The organism is Saccharopolyspora sp. NPDC000359 (assembly GCF_040300525.1).
In the GTDB taxonomy this organism is placed as follows: Bacteria; Actinomycetota; Actinomycetes; order Mycobacteriales; family Pseudonocardiaceae; genus Saccharopolyspora.
In genome coordinates this window covers 42,065-57,110 of sequence record NZ_JBEPDU010000003.1, presented here as the reverse complement: position 1 = coordinate 57,110, position 15,046 = coordinate 42,065, and the positions used below count along the sequence as shown (strand labels likewise).

At 70.7% G+C, this 15,046-nt stretch carries 14 protein-coding genes; 5 read left to right on the top strand and 9 right to left on the bottom strand.

What is annotated here, in order from left to right:
• Positions 1–15: 15 nt before the first annotated feature.
• The 4 genes from ABT324_RS03350 to ABT324_RS03335 all read left to right on the top strand — a co-directional run bounded on the left by ABT324_RS03350 (position 16) and on the right by ABT324_RS03335 (position 3,555).
• A complete protein-coding gene (locus ABT324_RS03350) occupies positions 16–549 on the top strand; it encodes a Jag family protein (RefSeq protein ID WP_351170868.1) in 534 nt (177 codons plus the stop codon).
• A gap of 323 nt (positions 550–872) precedes the next feature.
• A complete protein-coding gene (gene rsmG, locus ABT324_RS03345) occupies positions 873–1,565 on the top strand; it encodes a 16S rRNA (guanine(527)-N(7))-methyltransferase RsmG (protein ID WP_351170865.1) in 693 nt (230 codons plus the stop codon).
• A gap of 101 nt (positions 1,566–1,666) precedes the next feature.
• A complete protein-coding gene (locus ABT324_RS03340; protein ID WP_351170862.1) occupies positions 1,667–2,563 on the top strand; it encodes a ParA family protein in 897 nt (298 codons plus the stop codon).
• Positions 2,560–3,555: a ParB/RepB/Spo0J family partition protein gene (locus ABT324_RS03335; RefSeq protein WP_351170859.1), complete on the top strand. Its 996-nt coding sequence runs from the start codon at positions 2,560–2,562 to the stop codon at positions 3,553–3,555. The genes ABT324_RS03340 and ABT324_RS03335 overlap by 4 nt, the downstream gene beginning before the upstream one ends.
• A 141-nt stretch (positions 3,556–3,696) precedes the next feature.
• Here the strand turns inward: ABT324_RS03335 and ABT324_RS03330 are convergent, their stop codons facing one another.
• Both ABT324_RS03330 and ABT324_RS03325 read right to left on the bottom strand, forming a co-directional pair.
• Entirely contained in the window at positions 3,697–4,647 is a 951-nt protein-coding gene (locus ABT324_RS03330; RefSeq protein ID WP_351170857.1) for a D-alanine--D-alanine ligase family protein, read from the bottom strand.
• Positions 4,648–4,724: 77 nt separating this feature from the next.
• Positions 4,725–6,050, bottom strand: a complete 1,326-nt coding sequence (locus ABT324_RS03325; protein ID WP_351170853.1) for an aminotransferase-like domain-containing protein — start codon at positions 6,048–6,050, stop codon at positions 4,725–4,727.
• Positions 6,051–6,312: 262 nt separating this feature from the next.
• Between ABT324_RS03325 and ABT324_RS03320 the strand changes: the two genes are divergently transcribed.
• Positions 6,313–6,939 carry a GNAT family N-acetyltransferase gene (locus ABT324_RS03320; protein WP_351170850.1) on the top strand — a complete coding sequence of 209 codons (627 nt, stop codon included), beginning with the start codon at positions 6,313–6,315 and terminating at the stop codon, positions 6,937–6,939.
• A gap of 84 nt (positions 6,940–7,023) precedes the next feature.
• On the opposite strand, the gene ABT324_RS03315 is transcribed toward ABT324_RS03320, so the two are convergent.
• The 7 genes from ABT324_RS03315 to murJ form a co-directional block, all read right to left on the bottom strand.
• A complete protein-coding gene (locus ABT324_RS03315) occupies positions 7,024–8,172 on the bottom strand; it encodes an N-acetylmuramoyl-L-alanine amidase (RefSeq protein ID WP_351170848.1) in 1,149 nt (382 codons plus the stop codon).
• Between the two features lie 311 nt (positions 8,173–8,483).
• Positions 8,484–8,810 carry a thioredoxin gene (gene trxA / locus ABT324_RS03310; protein ID WP_351170845.1) on the bottom strand — a complete coding sequence of 109 codons (327 nt, stop codon included), beginning with the start codon at positions 8,808–8,810 and terminating at the stop codon, positions 8,484–8,486.
• Between the two features lie 23 nt (positions 8,811–8,833).
• Complete coding sequence (gene trxB / locus ABT324_RS03305) at positions 8,834–9,820, bottom strand: thioredoxin-disulfide reductase (protein ID WP_351170842.1); 987 nt, start codon at positions 9,818–9,820, stop codon at positions 8,834–8,836.
• Positions 9,821–10,017: 197 nt separating this feature from the next.
• Complete coding sequence (locus ABT324_RS03300) at positions 10,018–10,812, bottom strand: RsmA family anti-sigma factor (RefSeq protein WP_351170839.1); 795 nt, start codon at positions 10,810–10,812, stop codon at positions 10,018–10,020.
• Positions 10,809–11,417, bottom strand: coding sequence for an RNA polymerase sigma factor SigM (gene sigM, locus ABT324_RS03295; protein ID WP_351170836.1), 609 nt, complete (start codon positions 11,415–11,417; stop codon positions 10,809–10,811). The genes ABT324_RS03300 and sigM overlap by 4 nt, the downstream gene beginning before the upstream one ends.
• 63 nt (positions 11,418–11,480) lie before the next feature.
• A complete protein-coding gene (locus ABT324_RS03290) occupies positions 11,481–13,046 on the bottom strand; it encodes a protein kinase family protein (protein ID WP_351170833.1) in 1,566 nt (521 codons plus the stop codon).
• Positions 13,047–13,145: 99 nt separating this feature from the next.
• Positions 13,146–14,996 carry a murein biosynthesis integral membrane protein MurJ gene (murJ, locus tag ABT324_RS03285; RefSeq protein ID WP_351170830.1) on the bottom strand — a complete coding sequence of 617 codons (1,851 nt, stop codon included), beginning with the start codon at positions 14,994–14,996 and terminating at the stop codon, positions 13,146–13,148.
• Between the last annotated feature and the right edge of the window lie 50 nt (positions 14,997–15,046).

Genomic DNA, 15,046 nt, shown 5'->3' with positions numbered 1-15,046 from the left:
GAGAGGAGACACCCAGTGTCCGAAACCGTGCAGGAGTCGAGCCCGGCGGCAACCGAGACCGAAGCTGCCGAAACCCCCTCCAACACCGAGTCCCTGCTGGTGCAGGAGGGTGACATCGCGGGTGACTACCTGGAGCGGCTGCTCGACCTGCTGGACTACGACGGGGACATCGACCTCGACGTGGAGGCCGGCCGGGCGGTGGTGAGCATCGACGGCGGAGATGACCTGGAGAAGCTCGTCGGTGGCCGCGGCCAGGTGCTGGAGGCGCTGCAGGAGCTGACCCGCCTCGCGGTGCAGCAGGAGACCGGCGTGCGCAGCCGCCTCATGCTGGACGTGGCGGGATGGCGCGCCGGCCGCCGCCAGGAGCTCAGCGAGCTCGGCCGCACCACCGCCGAGGAGGTCCTGTCGACTGGCAAGGAGGCCCGCCTCCGCCCGATGACCCCGTTCGAGCGGAAGATCATCCACGACGCGGTGGCGGCGATCGACGGCGTCCACAGCGAGAGCGAGGGCGAGGAGCCCAACCGCAAGGTGGTCGTCTTCAAGAGCTGACGCGCTCCCCCGCTCACGAACCCAATGCCCCCGTCCGGCACGGACGGGGGCATTGTCGTTCTCCGGTCGTGTTTCACGTGAAACGAAGGCCGCGGATTAACGTCACCGTGACACAACTCCTCGGGGTGACGGGATGGGGGTTTTCGTTTGGCGGTGAAGCCCTCTCCCCTGCCTACCGCTGCGGGGCGCGTGGCGAGATCGCCCGAGCCGGTGGCGAAGCGCCCTCGAACGCGCCGGGAGGGGTTGATGGTGATTGCGGAGTGCTATCCGGCAGGCTTGGTCGGAGATTCCTTGGTTCCACGTGAAACATCGGGGTGAATGCTGTGACCGAGCCTGCGGCGGCGCGGGTCGTGTTCGGTGACCGACTGGACTTGGCCGAGCGGTTCCACGAGATGCTCCAGGAGCACGGGATCCGCCGCGGACTCATCGGTCCGCGCGAATTGGACCGGCTCTGGGAAAGACATCTGCTGAACTCTGCTGTGATTGCGGAGTTGCTGCCACCGAATTGCCGGGTGTTGGACGTAGGCTCTGGGGCAGGGTTGCCGGGGATCCCGCTGGCGATCGCCCGCCCGGATCTCACCCTGACCCTGTTGGAGCCGATGGCTCGACGGGTGGCGTGGTTGCAGGAAGTCATCACCGAGTTGGAGCTCACCGTCGAGGTGGTGCGGGGACGTGCCGAGGAGGGCCCGGTGCGCGAACGGCTGGCCGATCAGGACGTCGTGACCGCGCGCGCCGTGGCACCGATGGAACGGCTCGCGAAGTGGTGCCTCCCCCTGCTGCGCCAGGGCGGCCGCCTGCTCGCCATGAAGGGCGAGAGCGCGGCGGAGGAGCTGGAGCGGGATGCGGCCGCGATCGCCGCGGCCGGTGGCGGTCGCGGCGAAGTGGTGTCATGCGGCGTCGGTGCGCTCGAGGTGCCGACGACCGTCGTCGTGGTGGAACGGGTCGCGGCGACCCGAGGTGCGTCCGGTCGGCGTCGTGACGGTGCACGTCGAACGAGAAAGGATCGTGGACGGTGAATCCGGAGTCAAACGGAGCGGGTCGTGTTTCACGTGAAACGAGGGGCCGTGCGGTCGGTGGCATGCGGTTCCCCTCCGGGCCGACGAGCGGTGATCCCGCGATGAGCTTCGGGAAGGACGACATCGGCTGGACTCCGATCATGGAGGAGGCCCAGCGGGCGACGCGGGTGCTGCACCCGGAGACGCTGGAACTCCCCCGCCCCGCCCACCGGCGCATCATCACCGTCGCCAACCAGAAGGGCGGCGTCGGCAAGACGACGAGCACGGTGAACCTGGCCGCCGGTCTCGCGCTGCACGGGCTCAAGGTGCTCGTGATCGACCTCGACCCGCAGGGCAACGCCAGCACCGCGCTCGGTGTCGAGCACCGCTCCGGCACCCCGTCGGTCTACGAGGTGCTGCTCGGTGAGATCAGCGTGGCCGACGCGGCGGCGCAGAGCACCCAGTCGAAGAATCTGTGGTGCGTGCCGGCGACCATCGACCTGGCGGGCTCGGAGATCGAACTGGTCACCATGGTGGCCCGGGAAGGTCGGCTGAAGGAGGCGCTGAACTCCGAGGCGGTCAACGAGTTCGCGCCCGACTACGTCTTCATCGACTGCCCACCGTCGCTCGGCCTGCTCACGGTGAACGCGTTGGTGGCCGCGCACGAGGTGCTGATCCCTATCCAGTGCGAGTACTACGCGCTGGAGGGGCTCGGCCAGCTGCTGCGCAACATCGAGCTGGTGCAGTCGCACCTGAACCCCTCGCTGTGGGTCTCGACCATCCTGCTGACCATGTACGACGGGCGCACCAAGCTGGCCGACCAGGTCACCGCCGAGGTGCGCGGCCACTTCGGGGACCTCGCGCTGCGGACCGTGATCCCGCGCAGCGTGAAGATCTCCGAGGCGCCGGGCTTCGGCCAGACGGTGCTGACCTACGACCCGGGCTCGCGCGGCTCGATGAGCTACCTCGACGCGGCGCGGGAGATCGCCGAACGGGGTGTCGAGAGGACAACGGCATGAGCGAGCGCAGAGGTGGTCTGGGGCGCGGCATCGCCGCCCTGATTCCCAGCGGCCCCCCGGCGGGCGCGGACGGGGCCGCGCTGCGCGGTACCCCGGTGCGCGGCGGACCGGCCTTCGAGCGCCCGGAGCCCCCCACTCCCGAGGTTTCACGTGAAACCAGCGGTGGTGAGGTGGCCGGTGCGGTCTACCGCGAGATCGCCATCTCCGCCATCACGCCGAACCCGAAGCAGCCGCGGCAGGTGTTCGACGAGGAGGCGCTGCACGAGCTGCAGCACTCCATCCGCGAGTTCGGCCTGATGCAGCCGATCGTGGTGCGGGAGCTGGATCGCGACCGGTTCGAGCTCATCATGGGCGAGCGCCGGTGGCGCGCCTCCCAGCTGGCCGGGCTGGAGTTCATCCCGGCGATCGTCCGCAAGACGCAGGACGACGCCATGCTGCGGGACGCCCTGCTGGAGAACATCCACCGGGTGCAGCTCAACCCGCTGGAGGAGGCGGCGGCCTACCAGCAGCTGCTGGACGAGTTCGGCGTGACGCACGACGAGCTGGCGGACCGGATCGGCCGCAGCCGCCCGGTCATCACCAACACCATCCGCCTGCTGAAGCTGCCGCTGGAGGTCCAGCGGCGGGTGGCCGTCGGGGTGCTGTCGGCCGGGCACGCCCGCGCGCTGCTGAGCCTGGACGACGTCGGGCAGCAGGAGGACCTGGCGAAGCGGATCGTCGCGGAGGGGCTGTCCGTTCGCGCGACCGAGGAGCAGGTGACGCTCGCGAAGCGGGAGGCGCCGAAGAAGAAGTCGGAGGCGAAGAAGCCGATCCAAGCCCCTGGCTTCGACCGGCTCGCCGACCGGCTGTCCGACCACTTCGACACCCGGGTCAAGGTCGAGCGCGGGCGTCGGAAGGGGCGGATCGTCGTGGAGTTCGGTTCGGTGGACGACCTGGAGCGGGTTGCCGAGTTGATCTTGGGTGAACAGGCTCGTGGACTCCACGAGGAATGACACCATGGGTTTTCGTCACGGTGACGATGACGCTCGGTAGCTGATTTCCGCGCCTTCCGCCCGGGCTGAGGTGGAAGGCGCGTCGACGAAGAGGGCCGGTCCCCCCGCGGGGACCGGCCCTCGTTTCACGTGAAACATCGGTCAGTGCGCTCGCGAGATCGCCCGCTCGACGAGTCCGGCGAAGACCTCCCCCAGCGACCGGTCCGCGGCCTCCACCGCCATCGGCAGCAGCGAGGTCTCGGTCAGCCCGGGCGACACGTTGACCTCCAAGAAGTGCGGAGTCCCGTTTCGGTCGATGATCGCGTCGGTCCGCGAGACGTCGCGGAGGCCGAGCAGCCGGTGCGCTGCGATCGCGAGCTCCCCCGCTGAGGCAGCCGCCTCCGCCGGGATCTCGGCGGGAGTGCGGTAGCTGGTGAGCCCGGCGGTGTAGCGGGCGGTGTAGTCGTAGACGCCGTCGGCCGGTTCGATCTGCACCGCGGGCAGCGCCTCCGGCCCGTCCGGCCCGTCGATGACGGTGATCGCCACCTCGGTCCCCTCGACGAACCGCTCCACGAGCACCGTGTCGCCGTACGACAGGGCGCCCACCATCGCCGACGGCAGCTCGGCGGCTTCGCGCACCACGTGCGCGCCCAGTGCCGAACCGCCCTGGTCCGGCTTGAGCATCAGCGGCATCCCGAGCTTGGCCACCAGCGCGTCCAGGACGGCCTGCGCGCCCAGCTCGCGGAAAGTCGCGTGCGGTAGCGCCACCCAGTCCGGGGTGCTCAGCCCGGCGCGGGCGAGCTCCGCCTTCGCGGTCGGCTTGTCCCACGCCCGTCGGCACGCGTGTGGGCCGGTGCCGACGTAGGGGATGCCGAGCATCTCCAGCACGGCTTGCACCGCGCCGTTCTCGCCCTCCCCGCCGTGCAGCGCGACCACGACCGCGTCGGGCCGCTCCTGCTCGATGCGGGACAGCAGCCGGGCATCGGCATCCCACTCCGCCACGGTCGTGCCGACCGAGCGCAGCGCCGCAGACAGCCGGCGCCCGGAGCGCAGCGACACCTCGCGCTCGTGCGAGAGACCACCCGCGAGCACGGCGACCCAGCGATCAGACACTTGACAACACCCCTGAAAAGTAGCGGTCCACTGTGCACCGCCGTGCACAGTGGACCCTTTCGGAAACCGGAAGAACTCTACGCCGTGTCGGGCGACGGGGCCTGCGGTCCCGGCACGCTGCGCTGCGGCACGGTGCCGAAGGTGCGGACCAGCTCCATCTCCTCGGTCAGCGTGTTGGCCAGTCGGCGCACGCCCTCGCGGATCCGCTCCGGCGTCGGGTAGCAGTAGGACAGCCGCATCTGGCGGCTGCCGAACCCGTCGCGGTAGAAGCCGGTTCCGGAGACGTAGGCGACCCGCTGGGTCACCGCGCGCGGCAGCATCGCCTTGGTGTCCACGCCCTCCGGCACGGTCAGCCAGACAAAGAACCCGCCGTCCGGCCGCGTCCACGTGCACCCCGGCGGCATGTACTGCTCCAGTGCGCTGAGCATCGCGTCGCGGCGCTCGCGGTACTGCTCCTGGAAGACCTTGATCTGCCCCTGCCAGTCGTGCGTGCTCAGGTAGCGCGACACGATCATCTGGTTCAGCGTGGGCGGGCACAGGGTGGCCGACTCGGCGGTCAGCACCAGCTTCTCGCGAACCGCGTGCGGCGCGAGGACCCAGCCGACCCGCAGGCCGGAGGCGAAGGTCTTGGAGAACGAACCGAGGTAGACCACGTTGTCGGCGTCCATGCTGCGCAGCGCGGGCAGCGCCGCGCCGTCGAAGCCGAGCAGGCCGTACGGGTTGTCCTCCACCACGAGGATGCCGTGCTCGGCGCAGATCTCCAGGACCTCCGCGCGCCGCGGCAGGGCCAGCGTGATGCCGCCCGGGTTGTGGAAGTTCGGGATGGTGTAGAGGAACTTGATCCGCTTGCCCTGCGCGGTGACGTCCTCGATGGCCTGGCGCAGCGCGGTCGGGTCGAGGCCGTCGTCGTCCATCGCCACGTGGACCACCTCGGCCTGGTACGCGGCGAAGGAGCCGAGCGCGCCGACGTAGGACGGGCCCTCGGCGAGGATGACGTCACCCGGGTCGCAGAAGATTCGGGTGACCATGTCCAGGGCCATCTGGGAGCCCGCGGTGACCATCACGTCGTCGGGGTGCGCGGAGATGCCCTCCAGCGCCATCACGTCGCAGATCTGCTCGCGCAGCTCGGGCAGGCCGTGGGCGGAGCCGTACTGCAGCGCCACCTGGCCGTCCTCGGCCACCAGGCGCGCCACCTCGGCGGCCAGCGAGTCCAGCGGGAGCGCCGCCAGGTTCGGCATGCCGCCCGCCAGCGAGACCACCTCGGGGCGGCTGGCGACGGCGAAGAGAGCTCGGATCTCGGAAGCGGTCATCCCTGCGGTCCGCTCGGCGTAGTGCTCCCGGTACGCGTCCAGGTTGCGTGCGGGCTTCTCCGGCGGGTTCGGCTGACTTCCGTGATCCGTCATATCGCGCTCCGGTTTCGGTTGTGCGCACTGCTCGTCCCCGGCTGGGCCGCGAACGATTCCGGCGATTCTACAAGTCCTATCGTCGGCGACCGGTCCAGATGTAACGAGCGCCTCCCGCATACCGACCCGTCGGTAACCCATCTCACCCCATCGGGTCGCTGACGGTGCTCGGCGGAGCTTCCGGTGCCGGGTCGCGGGCGCTTATCCTGGCCACATCCCCGCCTTGCGGTGCGGGTCCGTGCGGGTTATTCCAGGAGGTCAGGTGTCGCGACGCGTCATCGGCGTCACGCTGGACAACCTCGACCACCTGCCCAAGCGGTGTCGCCGGTGCGTGTTCTGGGAACTCGCGCCGCACATCCGGGAGCAGGCCGAGGAGTTCGGCGAGACCGAACTGGAGAAGGAGGCCTGGGTCTCCAGCGTGCTGCTGGAGTGGGGATCCTGCGGCCGCATCATCTACGTGGACGGCGTCCCGGCCGGTTATGCGATGTACGCCCCGCCCGCCGCGGTGCCGCGCGCCTCGGCCTTCCCCACCGCTCCGGTCAGCGCGGACGCGGTGCTGCTGACCGCGCTGCGGGTGCTGCCGGAGTTCGAGCACGGCGGCCTCGGCCGGGTGCTGGTGCAGAACGTGGCGAAGGACCTGACGCGCCGCGGGGTCAAGGCCGTGGAGGCCTTCGGCGACCTGCAGGGCACCGCGGAGAGCTGCGTGATCCCGGCCGGGTTCCTGCAGCAGGTCGGGTTCAAGACGGTCCGCCAGCACCCCAAGTGGCCGCGGATGCGCCTGGAGCTGCGCACCGCGATCTCCTGGAAGGAAGACGTCGAGGCGGCCCTGGAACGCCTGCTGAGCTCGGTGACGATCAAGACCGCCGAACCGGTCATCGGCGGCGCCTGAGTCGACATATCACCAAGTCGACAGGTCGACCTGTGCGCTGGGGATCAGCGGCCCCGCTCCCCTGGGCTCGGGTGGAACCGCAGGTCAGGCGCCCTCGGCGCGGGCGAGCTCGTGGCGCAGGAGGTCGTCGAAGGTGAAGGTGCCGGTCGGCTGGTCGTCCTTGCCCAGCAGGTAGAGCCGCTTCACCGCGACCAGCAGGCCCTCCGCGATGACGTCCCGGAACGCCGGGTCCAGCAGGCGGGCGCGGTCGCGGGCGTTGGTCAGGTAGCCCAGCTCCATGCGCACCGCGGGCATCCGGGTCAGGCGCAGCACCTCCCAGGTCTTGGCCTGGGTGTGGCAGTCCTTCAGCCCGGTCCGCGCGACGATCTCGCGCTGCAGGAAGCCCGCCAGCGCCTCCCCCACCGTCGACGTGGTGCCGTTGCCGGTGCCGAAGTGGAAGCTCGCCACACCCTCGGCCAGCGGCGAGTGGTTGGCGTCGATGTGCAGCGACAGGAACATGTCCGCGCCCGCCTCGTTGGCGAACCCGGCGCGGTCGGCGTCCGGCGGGCAGGCGTTGGGCCCGCGGGTGATCAGCGCCTCCATGCCGGTGGCCACCATCCGGCCCTCCAGCCGGCGGGCCAGGTCCCAGGTCAGGTCGGCCTCGCAGACGTCGCCGATGCAGGCCCCGCGGTCCGCGCCGCCGTGGCCCGGGTCGATCACGATGCGCTTGCCGCGCAGCCGCGGCCCGGCGCGGCGCACCTTCTCCTGCTCGCGCAGGTACACCGGCCGCCCACCCCGGACCTTCGGCGCGAGCTGCCGCAGCGCGCGCAACGTGCTCGGCCCGCAGATGCCGTCCGGGTTCAGGCCGTACTCGCGCTGGAAGCTGCGCAGGGCCTGCTCGGTCTCGCGGCCGAAGATGCCGTCCGGGCGACCCGCGTCGAAGCCCAACTCCAGCAGCCGCTCCTGCAGCGCGAACACGTCGTCACCGCTGATCGGCTTGGACACCAGGAACGCCAGCGAGCGGTCGCCGAGCCGCCACCGGGCCTCGGTCAGCGCCCGGTAGGTCGCCGGGCCCACCACGCCGTCGGTGATCAACCCGCGTTGTTGCTGGAAGACCCGGACCGCCTGTTCCACCGCGTGGTCGAACAGCGCCGGATCGGTTCGGCCGTTGGCGGCCAGCAGACCCAGCGCCGCAAGGGTGTTCCTGATCTCGGCAACGGCCGGACCGACGTCACCGCGGTGGAGCAGCTGCATGCACTCCTCGCTCGATTCAGGCGCCGGGTGGACCGGCGCGGAGGATGGTCGGGTACGTCCCGGTGTCCCGTTCGTGTGACGGGCCGTGGAGGACGAACCCATCGGGTAATTGTGCCTTGTGCGCCCCGACTCGGCGCTGCGGCCCAGGACCAGCAGGCGGACGTGCGACAACGGTGCGTGCGTGCGCGATCTCGACCGGTGCGCAAAAACACGGTCCCGCCGTCACTGTCATATCGACTGGACGGCGGGACCGCGTTATTCGGTTGCGTCGGATGGAGTCCGATTTCACAGACCCCGAGCGGCGAACGAACTCACAGGTAGTCGGCGAGGTCGCTCAGCAGCGCGGCCTTCGGCTTGGCGCCGACGATCTGCTTGACCGGCTCGCCGTCCTTGAACAGCAGCAGGGTCGGGACGGACATCACCTGGTAGTCGCGCGAGATGCTGGGGTTCTGGTCGATGTCCAGCTTGGCGATGGTGATCTTGTCGCCGTGCTCGTCGGCGATCTCCTCGAGGACCGGGGCGACCATCTTGCACGGGCCGCACCAGGTGGCCCAGAAGTCCACCAGGACGGGCTTGTCGCTGTCCAGGACCGTGCTCTTGAAGCTGTCCTTGTCGACGGTCACGGTGTTGCCGGCCATGTCATCTCCCTCGTGGTTGTCAGTCAGTTCGCCGCGCCGTAGCCGCCGCCGACGAGCTCGGTGGCGACCTCAGCGGCCGGCGTGTCGTGTTCGGCGAGCCAGCGCTCGGCGTCGATGGCCGCGGCGCAGCCCGATCCGGCGGCGGTGATGGCCTGCCGGTAGGTGTGGTCCACCAGGTCGCCCGCGGCGAACACGCCGGGCACGCCGGTGTGCGTGGTGGGCTGCTGGACCTGCACGTAGCCCTCGTCGTCGACGGTGACCTGGTCGCGCACCAGCTGGCTGCGCGGGTCGTGGCCGATCGCCACGAACATGCCGGTCACGTCCAGCTCGGAGGTCTCGCCGGTGACCGTGTCGCGCAGCTTGAGCCCGCTGACGCTGCCCTCGCCGACGACCTCGGTGACGGCCTTGTTGGTCAACCACTTGATCTTGTCGTTGGCGCGGGCGCGCTCCAACATGATCTTGGAGGCGCGGAACTCGTCGCGGCGGTGGATGATCGTCACCGACCGCGCGAAGCGGGTCAGGAAGGTCGCCTCCTCCATCGCCGAGTCACCGCCGCCGACCACTGCGATGTCCTGGTCGCGGAAGAAGAAGCCGTCGCAGGTCGCGCAGGCCGACACGCCGTGGCCGAGCAGCCGCTCCTCGCCGGGGACGCCCAGGTAGCGGGCGGCCGCGCCCATGGCCAGGATGACGGCCTTGGCGCGGTACTCCACGCCGTTGGCCAGGACCGTCTTCACGTCGCCGTCGAGGTCGAGGCGCTCGACGTCCTCCGCGCGCAGCTCCGCACCGAAGCGCTCGGCCTGGGAACGCATCTGCTCCATCAGGTCGGGACCCATGATCCCGTCCTTGAAGCCGGGGTAGTTCTCCACGTCGGTGGTGGTCATCAGCGCACCACCGAACTGGGTCCCCTCGAAGACCAGTGGTTCGAGCTCCGCCCGCGCGGCGTACACCGCTGCGGTGTACCCGGCCGGGCCCGAGCCCACGATGATCACGTTGCGGACGTCGCCAGTCACCGCGCCCCTTCCGTCGTAGCGTCCCCGCCGCGCTCGGCGCGCGACCGTATCCGGCTCAACGCGATCCTATTCGGCTCTGTTCCCGATCTTGGAGAGCCGGTGTTCCAGGGCACAGCGGGGCGGGGTGGACGTCCCGGGGAGCGGGAACCGCGCGCGGGTGGGACCGCGGTCCGCACCGGAACCGCGGTCCCCGCCGCTCAGCCGCCGAAGGTGCTGTCAGAGATCTTGGCCGGGTTGTTCGGACCGCAGTCCGGGGCGACCGCTAAGAGCCGGAACTGGCCCGCCTGGCCGGTGGGCAGGACCATCAGCTGCGCGGGCTCGCCGTCCAGGGTGATCTGCCGGGCACCGAGCGGTTTGCCGCTGCTGACGCCGTTGGCCTGCAAGCAGCCGAGGAGCTGCTGCGGGTCGCTCAGCGCGCCGAGGTAGTCGTGGCTCGTCATCGCCTCGGCGAACTGCGCCCCGCTGAGTTTGATCTCGCCGCCCTGCAGGGCCAGCGGTGGTTTCCCGCTGGGTGCCGGGGACGGCGGTTGGGCCTGCGGCACGCCCTTCTCGGTGTTGGTGGGCAGCACCGAGAACACGACGGCGGCTGCTGCGGCGGCGACGCCGACGAGCCCGGCGCCGAGCGTGAAGCGCCGCCGGCGGCGCTGCTTGGCCGCCGCGAAGTCGATCACCTGACCGCCCTGCTCGGCGGGCGGTGCTGCCGGTGCCGCCGCCTGCTGCTGCTCGGTCCAGGCCTGGACCTCAGCCTCCAGCGCGGCGTCGATGCGGGCCGAAACGTCGTCCGGGATCGTCAGCGGCGGCAGGTCGGCGAGCTCCGCGCTGGTGGCGTCCAACGCCGCCAAGATCTCCCTGGCCTCCGGGTCGTCCTGGACCTGGCTGCGGAGCTCCTCAGCGGTCTGCTCGTCCAGCACACCGGCGTGGAGATCGGCTAGCAGGTCCAGGGACCACGGTGGCCCCTGCGGCGCCCCCGTGCGCCGGTGTTCGCCACTCATCGTCCCTCCCGTCGACGCATGGCCATCGCGTCATCTGGGACGTTCGCATCTGCACTTGGGTTCCGCAGGTGTCCCAGAAGTTTGGCGAGCTTGGCGCGCCCCCGTGCGCACCTGCTCTTCACGGTCCCGTCGGCAATGCCCAGGATCGAGGCGGTCTCGGCCACCGAGTAGCCCTCCACGTCGACGAGCACGATCGCGGACCGCTGGTCCTCCGGGAGCGCGGCCAGCGCGTCCTGGACGGCCATCCGGGTGTCCTGCTCGGCGATGGCGTCGCGGGGCACCGCGGGCTCGGCCGGGCCGGTTTCTGGCAGTGGCACGGTCGGGCGGGCTTGCCTGCGCCGGATCCGGTCCAGGCAGGCGTTCACCACGATCCGGTGCAGCCAGGTGGTCACCTGGGATTCGGCGCGGAACGACGAGGCGTTTCGGAAGGCCGAGATCATCGCGTCCTGAAGCGCGTCGGCAGCGTCTTCGTGGTCGCGCATGGTGCGCAGCGCAACAGCCCACAGCCGATCCCGATGTCGGCGGAAGAGCTCGGAGAACGCGTGCGGATCTCCGCTGGTGTGCGCCGCGATGAGTTCGGCGTCCGATCTTGCGGGGACAGACACGGGTCAGCACTCTACTGACCGTGAGAAGCGCCTCAGGTCACAACCCGTGGACGCCCTCCCGGATCAGGCCGCGCTGCCGGTGACCTTGACCTCGTTGAGCTGCGACTCGAAGCCACCGTCCTTGGGCGTGAGCTGGGTGATGACGACCAGGATCTTCTCGCTCGGCGAGTCGGCCTGCAGCGGGATCGCGGTTTCCCCACCGGTCAGCACCGCCGACCCGAGCAGCTTGCTGCCCTCGAGGCTGGGGGCGCCGTTGACCTGGCGGACCTCCACCTTGGCCCCGGCGCTCGGCGAATTGATCAGGACCTCTCGCAGCACCGCCGGGTGGGCCAGCGTCAGCACTGCCCCTGAGCCGTTGCTGATGCCGCCGGGACCGAACTGCTGCTTGTACTTGAAGGTCGACCAGTAGGTGCTCACGTCGCCGTCGAACAGGTTCGGGATGCGGTGCGGCGCGTCCGCGTCGCCGCTGGTGTTGAACGAGGTCCCGGCGGTGATCTGCACCGGGCTCGCCGGCGGCGGGGGTGGCTCCTCGCCGCCCGGGTGGTTGCCCGAGGCGCTGATCTGCTCGCCGGTGGGGCTGTTGCCCCCGGAGTCGGTGAACACGCTGAGCAGCGAGGTCGCGATCCAGGCCACCACCAGCAGGGTGGCCACCGCCAGCACGCCGACGCTGATCACCAGCTTCTTGCGCTTGGTCTCGTCGGGCTTGGGGTCCTCTCGCCGCCAGACCTCGTTGCTCTCGCTCGGCGCGCTCTGCCCCGTGGTGCTGGGCGCTTCGAAGGTGGCGTGCTGCTCCAGGACGCGCAGCACCGCCGCACCGGTCCGCACACCGCCGGTGGTGCCGGTGGAGTCCGGGTTGCCCAGGGCCCGCACCGCCACGGTGGACAGCTCCAGCGGGACGGTCGGGCGCAACGTGCGCGGCGCGACCAGGTTGCCGTCCGGGCCGGTCGGGGCCACGGGCACGCCCTCCGGCGCGTCACCGAGCGCCCACCGGCCGGTGAGCAGCAGGTACAGCGCGGCGCCCAGGCCGCGCACGTCGTCGCTGGAGGTGGCCTGGGACATCGGGCCGGGGAAGGCCATCCGGATCTCGCCGTCCGGCGTCACCCGGATCCGCTGCGGGTGGTCGGCGCCGAGCACCAGACCGGCGTGGTGCGCCGCCTCGACCGCGGCGGCCAGCGGCTGCAGCAGCCGCGCCGCGGTGCCGGGCGGCAGCGGCCCCTCGGCGACCAGGTCGAGCAGGTCCGTGCCGTGCGTCCACTCGGCGATCACGATGCCGAGGACGCCGTCCGGGTCGTTCGAGGACTGCGTGACGACGTCGAGGACGCGGGCCACGCCGATGTGGTTGAACGTGCTCGCGTGCATCGCGCGTTCCAGGGTGCGCCGCGCATTGGACGCCGCCTCGGCGTCCGAGCGGTCGCCGACCAGGATGGTCAGCGCGACGTCCCGCCCCAGCACGCCGTCCTTCGCGCGCCAGAGCTGCGCGTTGCAGCGGTTGTCCGCGCCGACCTGGGAAAGGAGCCGGTACCGGCCGTGGTCCAACACCCGGCCCGGGGTCAGCGCCTGCTCGGCCGAACCCTCGTCGCCGGAATCGTCGCGGTCCGCAGCGATCTGCTCGGTGGGTTTGCTGGTCACCTTCCCTCTCCCGCTCCTCCCGGTCCGCAAGGGGATGCGTACCACCCCTCTTCCCCGCACGGGAGGAGACTTCGACATCGAGGGTACGTGACGCGAAAGTCAGCGACGACGCAGCAAACCGGTGAGCCGCCCGATGGCGGGCTGCAGTTCGGCCACCCGCAGCACCGACATCAGTCCGAAGATCGCTCCGAAGCCGACCACGAGGCCCGCGAGCAGCTGCAGCCAACCGGTTCCGGCGCCCGCCGGTCCGGGGATCAGCGCGTCGACCCCGAGCACGCTCCCCCAGCACAGCAGTCCACCCGCGGCGGAAGCCACCAGCGTCTTCGCCAGCGTGCCGAGGAAACGGCGGCTGCCCAGCGGACCGAGCCGGTGCCGCAGCCAGACCTCGCCGACCAGCCAACCGATGATGAAGGTGAACGAGTTCACGAAGGTGAGCCCGTACACGATCTGCTCCGGCTCCAGCACCGCGGGCAGCGCGAAGGCCATCAGCACCTTGGCCGCGGTCATCACGACCATGATCAGCGTCGGGGTGCGCGCGTCGTTCAGCGCGTTGAACGTGCGCATCTGCATCATCGTCAGCGCGTACGGCAGGACGCCGAAGGCCGAGACCGCCAGCGCCTGGCCCAGCGTGGTGGCCTGACCGGACATGTCGGACTTCAACGCGAACAGCGCCAGCGACAGCGGCACGCCGAGCGCGGTCATCACCGCGCTGACCGGCAGCAGGGTCACAGTGGACAGTCGGTTACCCAGCGAGAGGTCGTCGATGACGCGCTGGTGGTCGCCGTCGGCGGCGGCCGCGCTCATCCGCGGCAGGATCGCGGTCATGATCGAGAAGCCGATGACCCCGTACGGCAGCTGCAGCAGCATCCACGCGTAGCTGTAGGTCGACCACGCGCCCTGGGCGTGCTCGGTGGCCACCCGGCTGAGCGCGATCAGGCCGAGCTGGCTGACCGCGACGTAGCCGAGCATCCACAGCGCGAGCCCGCCGAACTCCGAGAGCCGCCGGTCCCAACCCCAGCGCCAGCGCATCCGGAACCCGGTCTTGCGCAGCGCGGGCACCTGCACGACCGCCTGGCAGACCACGCCGAGGGTGACGCCGAGGCCCAGCACGAGCAGCTGCGGGTTGGTCATCGAGACCGGGTTGACCGAGAACTCACCGGGCATCAACGCGAGCGCGCCGATGGTGGCGATGACCACGAGGTTGTTCACCACCGGCGCCCAGGCCGGCGGGCTGAAGATCTGCTTGGCCTGCAGGACCGCGCCGACCAGCGCGCTGATGCCGTAGAAGAAGATCTGCGGCAGCAGCAGGTACGCGAAGGCGGTGACCAGCTCGCGGTTCGACTCGTCCGAGTCGGAGACCAGCGCCACGGTCAGCAGCGGGGCGGCGATCATGGCCAGCAGGGTGCCCGCGGCCAGCACCACGGCGGCCAGCGTCATCAGCTGCTGCACGAACCGCTCGCCGCCGTCGGCGTCGGCCTTCTTGGCGCGCACCAGCACCGGCACCACGACGCTGGTCAGCACGCCACCGATGAGCAGCTCGAAGAGCATGTTCGGCAGCGTGTTGGCCACGTTGAACGAGTCGTTGACGACCCCGAAGCCGATCACCCCGGCCAGCATCAGCTTCCACAGGAAGCCGGTGATACGGCTGGTCAGGGTCGCGATGGCCATCGAACCGCTGGCCTTGAGCAGGGACGGCTTGCCGCCGCCCGGCGAGACCGGGCGGATCACCTGGGTCTGCTCGGTGGCCTGCTCCGCGGCCTGGCTCATCCCGGGCTCCGGCGGCAGCGCCGGGATCGGCTGGGTCTCCGCGACGTGCCAACCGCCCGGTGCCGTCCTCGGCGGGGCGGGGCGCGTCGGGGCGGTGTCCGGTCGCCGGATCGGCATGGTGGGGTGCGTCCCCGGTTGCGGCGCGCGACCGCCCGCCTGCCCGGCATCCCTGTCTCGGTTCACTGCCTCAATCCTTCGCCCGCGCGGGAACGGCCCGCCCGGTCCTGTCGACT

What these genes read in the sequence shown, in the direction of transcription:
- ABT324_RS03340 (WP_351170862.1), top strand. Translation starts at nt 1,667, where the DNA reads ATGAGCTTCGGGAAGGACGACATCGGCTGGACTCCGATCATGGAGGAG.
- ABT324_RS03335 (WP_351170859.1), top strand. Translation starts at nt 2,560, where the DNA reads ATGAGCGAGCGCAGAGGTGGTCTGGGGCGCGGCATCGCCGCCCTGATT.
- ABT324_RS03325 (WP_351170853.1), bottom strand. Translation starts at nt 6,050, where the DNA reads ATGACGGATCACGGAAGTCAGCCGAACCCGCCGGAGAAGCCCGCACGC.
- ABT324_RS03315 (WP_351170848.1), bottom strand. Translation starts at nt 8,172, where the DNA reads ATGCAGCTGCTCCACCGCGGTGACGTCGGTCCGGCCGTTGCCGAGATC.
- trxA (WP_351170845.1), bottom strand. Translation starts at nt 8,810, where the DNA reads ATGGCCGGCAACACCGTGACCGTCGACAAGGACAGCTTCAAGAGCACG.
- ABT324_RS03300 (WP_351170839.1), bottom strand. Translation starts at nt 10,812, where the DNA reads ATGAGTGGCGAACACCGGCGCACGGGGGCGCCGCAGGGGCCACCGTGG.